Origin of the sequence: Hymenobacter elongatus, assembly GCF_004745955.1 — a bacterium.
Lineage (GTDB): Bacteria > Bacteroidota > Bacteroidia > Cytophagales > Hymenobacteraceae > Hymenobacter > Hymenobacter elongatus.
In genome coordinates, this window is record NZ_SRLD01000083.1 from 1 (window position 1) to 4,740 (window position 4,740).

General features: G+C 61.7%; 5 protein-coding genes and 2 pseudogenes. 1 reads left to right on the plus strand and 6 read right to left on the minus strand.

Annotated elements, in window-relative coordinates:
* Positions 1 to 119, plus strand: a pseudogene (locus tag E5J99_RS20650) (IS5/IS1182 family transposase); the annotation flags it as partial.
* A gap of 190 nt (positions 120 to 309) precedes the next feature.
* Here E5J99_RS20650 and E5J99_RS20655 read toward each other — a convergent pair.
* The 6 genes and pseudogenes from E5J99_RS20655 to E5J99_RS20680 form a co-directional block, all read right to left on the minus strand.
* Entirely contained in the window at positions 310 to 1,119 is an 810-nt protein-coding gene (locus E5J99_RS20655) for a DUF4097 family beta strand repeat-containing protein (protein ID WP_135499700.1), read from the minus strand.
* Positions 1,120 to 1,277: 158 nt separating this feature from the next.
* Positions 1,278 to 2,081 (minus strand): DUF4097 family beta strand repeat-containing protein, encoded by an 804-nt coding sequence (locus E5J99_RS20660; RefSeq protein ID WP_135499701.1) that lies wholly within the window; start codon positions 2,079 to 2,081, stop codon positions 1,278 to 1,280.
* Positions 2,082 to 2,413: 332 nt separating this feature from the next.
* Entirely contained in the window at positions 2,414 to 3,166 is a 753-nt protein-coding gene (locus E5J99_RS20665; RefSeq protein ID WP_135499702.1) for a LytR/AlgR family response regulator transcription factor, read from the minus strand.
* Entirely contained in the window at positions 3,163 to 4,329 is a 1,167-nt protein-coding gene (locus tag E5J99_RS20670; RefSeq protein ID WP_135499703.1) for a sensor histidine kinase, read from the minus strand. The genes E5J99_RS20665 and E5J99_RS20670 overlap by 4 nt, the downstream gene beginning before the upstream one ends.
* Before the next feature lie 84 nt (positions 4,330 to 4,413).
* On the minus strand, positions 4,414 to 4,614 hold the full coding sequence (locus tag E5J99_RS20675) for a hypothetical protein (RefSeq protein ID WP_135499704.1): 201 nt from the start codon (positions 4,612 to 4,614) through the stop codon (positions 4,414 to 4,416).
* Positions 4,615 to 4,630: 16 nt separating this feature from the next.
* Positions 4,631 to 4,740: pseudogene (locus tag E5J99_RS20680) on the minus strand (IS5/IS1182 family transposase); the annotation flags it as partial.

Sequence of the window (4,740 nt, forward strand, 5' to 3'; positions counted from 1 at the left end):
CCTGGCTCAACCGCTTCCGCCACCTGCTGATTCGTTGGGCCAAAAAACCCGAAAACTATCTGGCCATGCTCCATTTTGCTTGCGCTCGAATCACCTGGTATAACTGCCTATTTGGATAGGCTCTAAGAGCGGGTTTGGGCATTAGCAAAATCTCGTTTGTGTCATGCTGAGCTTGCCGAAGCATCTCTCCCGCTTCGTTGCAATGGTAATTTGATTACCACTGCAGTAGAGATGCTTCGGCAGGCTCAGCATGACAATTCCCAAACACGCTCTAAGACAAAAACGCTGCACATAGCCTGAAACAAGGCATTAGGGCAGTTGAGTAATCTTGATGCTGCCTTTGGTAGTCACAGCTTTCAGCGGAGCGCCACCCTGGCCCAGCGTGGCAGCCACCACTTTTTGCAGCGTTTCCGAATTCGTCACGGGCAGCTTGCCGGCGCTGATGGTGCCGACGGTAGTGGCAGCGTATATTTTGGCCGAATAAGCCTTGGGCACATCCCAGGTGATGCTGCCGTTGGTGGTTTGCACATCGAGGCCCTCGCCCACCCATTTGGGCCCGGCCAGCTTGATGCGCACCCCGCCATTGACGGTGCGGCCTTGTACGTTGCCGTTCACGTTGAGCAGAGAAACCGCGCCATTGGCCGCCGCAAAGGTCACGGTACCTTGCAGGTCGCTGAGGTTGATGCCGCCGTTGAGCGTGCGCAGCGTCAGGGTCATTTTGCGGGGCACGAACACCTCGTAGCTCACGGCCCAGCCCAGCTCGCCGTCGGCGGTGCTTTCGGCGCGCAGGGTGTAGTCTTTGGCCATGATGGTAATGCTCTTGCCCAGCTGCTGGGATTCGGCTTCGGTTTTGCCCCAGGCCAGAATTTTGGCCCGCACCCGCACGTCGGCACCGTCCCAGCCCTTCACCGTAATGCCCCCATTCGAGCGGCCGTCGATGGTGATGCCCTGCCCGGCCGGCGCGGGCAGTATTTTGTCGCGGGTTTCGCAGTAGCGCTTGCTGCTGCTGCTCGTGAAGGTGCCGTCGCCGCAGGTGGTGGTGAAGACGGGGGCCGCCACCTGGGCCGGACAAGAATAGGCAGCCAGACTGAGCAGCAGGCCGAAAAACAGGATTTTCATAGAAGGCAGCACGGGAACAGGCGCGAAGCAGCGCCTGGGTATTGCCCACAAGCACAAATGCTGCCTAATAGTTGCCGGAGCGGCTGCCCAAGGGTTAATAAGCAACAAGCAGCGCGAGCCGAGCCCACGCTGCTTGTTGCTGGCACGGCCAAAACAGGCTAGTCCCGACTCACCTTGATACCTCCGTTAGTTGTCACGGCCTTCACCGAAGCCCCGCCCTGGCCCAACGTGGCCGTAATTTCCTTGTGCATGAGGCCGGACTTGGTAACTGGCAGGCCCGATGCGGAAATGCCCCCCGCATTGGTGCTGGTGTAGAGCTGGGCGGAGTAGTCTTTGGGCAGGTTCCAGTTGATACCGCCGTTGGTCGTTTGCACATCGAGCCCCTCTCCTTCCCACTTGCTGCCGGTGAGCTTGATGGTGACGCCGCCATTGGTGGTCTGCCCTTTCACCTTGCCGGCCACGTTGCTGAGGGCAATACCGCCGTTCACGGTTTCAAAGCGGATACTCGACTCCAGATTGTTCAGGCTAATGCCGCCGTTGACGGTGTTCAGGGCCAACGCCGTTTTGCGGGGCACGAATACCTCGTAGCTCACGGCCCAGCCTTCGAGCAGGTCTTTGGCGCCGGTGGCGCGCAGCACGTTGCCGCTGGTGCTGATGGTAACGCCCTTGGCCAGCCCGGTGGCATCGGCATCGGTTTTGGCCCAGGTCGATATTTTGGCCCGCACCCGCACGTCGTTGCCATCCCAGCCCTGCACCGAAATGCCGCCGTTGGTTTGGCCGTCGATGGTGAGCGTCTGGCTGCCGGGGCTGGTCATGGTCAGGTCGCGGGTTTCGCAGTAGCGCTTGTTGGTGGTGTTGCCGTAGTTACGCTCGTCGCAGGTAGAGGTGAAGACCGGCGCGGTTTGGGCCACGGCCGAGTAAGCAGTCAGGCCGAACAGCAGCAGAGAAGTCAGAGTTTTCATAGATGATGAGAAAGAAAGTGAAGAGTGATGTGCAGCATAGATGCAGGCTACACCGAAAGCGCTGCCTCAAACAACGAAATTTTTCGTAGATAATCATTCATCGTTTCGAATATTCTTTCTGTATGCGGCTCCTGCGGTTCTTAATGGCAGCACGGACCATGCCTTCTGCCAGGCGGTATTGACAGTAAGGAAAGGAAACGTCCTGCTTTACCTGGCGTCCACGCAGTCGAAGCATCTCTACCGCAACGGTATCTGATTACTATGGCACGCGAGATGTCTCGCTTTGCTCGACATGACGTTCGAAGAAGGCAAAGCATTAATGGTCAAATACTTCAACCCAGCAAAGGCCGTAGCACCTCCGCATACGACCGACTGACGCGCACGGTGTGGCCGCCGGCCAGCGTGGCGTAGTAGCCCCCGGAGCCGTCGCGCTCCAGGGCCTGCACGGCATCGAGTGCGACCAGCACGGAGCGGTGAATGCGGAGAAACTGCTGCGGATCGAGACGCTGGGCCAGCTGCGAGATACCGAGGTTGCTCAGAAACTGACCGGTGGCGGTGTGCAGCGTGGTGTAGTCGCCGGCAGCTTCCACGTACCGGATTTCGCGCACGGGCACCGCCAGCAGGCGCGGGCCGTGGGGCACGAACAAACGGGTGGGGAAAGCACCGGGTACCCGTGGGCCGGGGCCTTTTTCTTCCAGCCGCTGCAACAATTGCTGGAGTGCCGCATCCGGAGTGGCCGCCTGGGCCAGCACCCGCTCCACAGCCTGCCGGAACCGGGGCCGGTCGTAAGGCTTCAGCAGGTAATCGATGGCTCCGGCTTCAAAGGCATGCAGCGCGTACTGGTCGTAGGCCGTGGAAAAAATAACTCGGGGCACCTGGTCGAGCTGGGTCAGCACCTCAAACCCTGTTAGCCCGGGCATCTGAATATCGAGGAAAACCAGCTCGGGCTGTAGCCGTCGAATGGCCTCGACGGCGGCCAGCCCATCGGCACACTCCCCCACGATAACGAGCTGCGGGAAGTCTGCCAGGTATTGCCGCATGATGGTGCGGGCGGGCGCTTCGTCGTCGATGAGCAGAACGGTCATGCGGAGGCAGTAGTGGTAGTAAGTACGGCGGCTACCGGCGGGGCAGCGGGCAGCGGATGGCGGAGAGGAAGCACGAAGCTGACGCGCAGGCCCTGGGGCAGATTGGTACTGATTTCCAGCCCCGAGCTACCCAGCGCCAGCAGCCGGGCGTGGGTGTTGCGCAGCCCCAGGCCCGCCTGGCTCAGCAGCAACCCCGCCGGTAGCTGGCCGCGCAGCCCCACGCCCGTGTCGGCTACCACCACCCGGATGGCGGCCGTGCCGTGCGGCTCAATCAGCAGCCGCACCGTGCCGCCACCGACGCTGGGGGCCAGGCCGTGGCGCACGGCATTTTCCACGAGCGGCTGAATCAGCATGGGCGGAACACGCACGGCCAGCAGCGTCTCTTGCACGGCAAATTCCGTGTGCAGCCGCTCCCCGAAGCGAAACTGCTCCAGCTCCAGGTAGGCCCGCAGGAACGTAAGTTCATCGGCCAGCGGCAATAGCTCCTGCCGGGAGGCTTCCAGGGCAAAGCGGAACGTGTGGGCCAGGCGCGCAATGAGCCCGCGCGTGGCTTCCAGCTCGGGCGGCACCGAGGCACTGATGGCGTTGAGGGTGTTGAAGAGAAAGTGCGGGTTGATTTGGGCTTTGAGGGCGGCCACTTCGCTGTGGTGGGCCTGCTCGCGCAGCCGCTGCTCCCGGCCCGCTTGCCAGCGCAGCCGCTGGGTGGACTCCACTACATGAAATACGCCAAACTGCACCCCGTAGAACAGCGTCGGAATGTAGACGTCCCAGATGCGGCCGTCGCCACCGATGCCGCCCAGCCCCAGGCCGCTCAGGAGCGCGTAGTAGCTCCCAAACCACGCGCCCACCCACAGTGGTGCCAGCCCCAGATGCGCCAGCAGCCGTCGGGAGCCGCGCACACGCAGCAGCGGCCCCCGAAACAGCAGCCACCATACGGGCAGGGTCCAGAGGACTTTCAGCGGATAGTCGAGCAGCAGCACCCGCCCCAGGTAGTCCGGCAGGGCATTGGGCTGAAACCCGCGCACGGCGTAGGCAATAACCCAGGCATAAAACCAGGCAAACACCAGGTATAAGACGGCCATACCCGCCAGGCCCCGCGCCGTGAGGCGCGGCCGGGGCTCCGGCGCAAAGTGGGCGGCAGCTCTGTGGTCGGAAGTAGGCACCGTCAGTTAATCCTTTTGAGTTGATCCTTTTGAGTTGAGCCTTTTGAGTTGAGCCGGATGAGTTGCTGCAGGCCGGCTGCCGGCTTACTCAGCCGCAGAAAACAAGGTAGCCAACTTGGCGGGCAGTTCCTCATTGCCCCGATTACGGTCGACGCTGTGCTGCCGTGCAGCCCCGGTAGCCCCCACCGGACGGGCAGGTGCGGTCAGCACTTCGCCCTGCTTCATCCGCCACCGAATATCGCGCACGGCAGCTTTAAAATCGAGCAGCGGATTTTGCCCCAGCACTAGGTTGTACGGACAATTACCGGAGCCAGAGTAAGGCAGAAACGAAATGCAGCATTCCCAAAAAGCTGCTGGCCGTCTTGTCGTAGCGCGTGGCCAGGCGGCGGAACTGCTTGAGCCGGCTGAAGA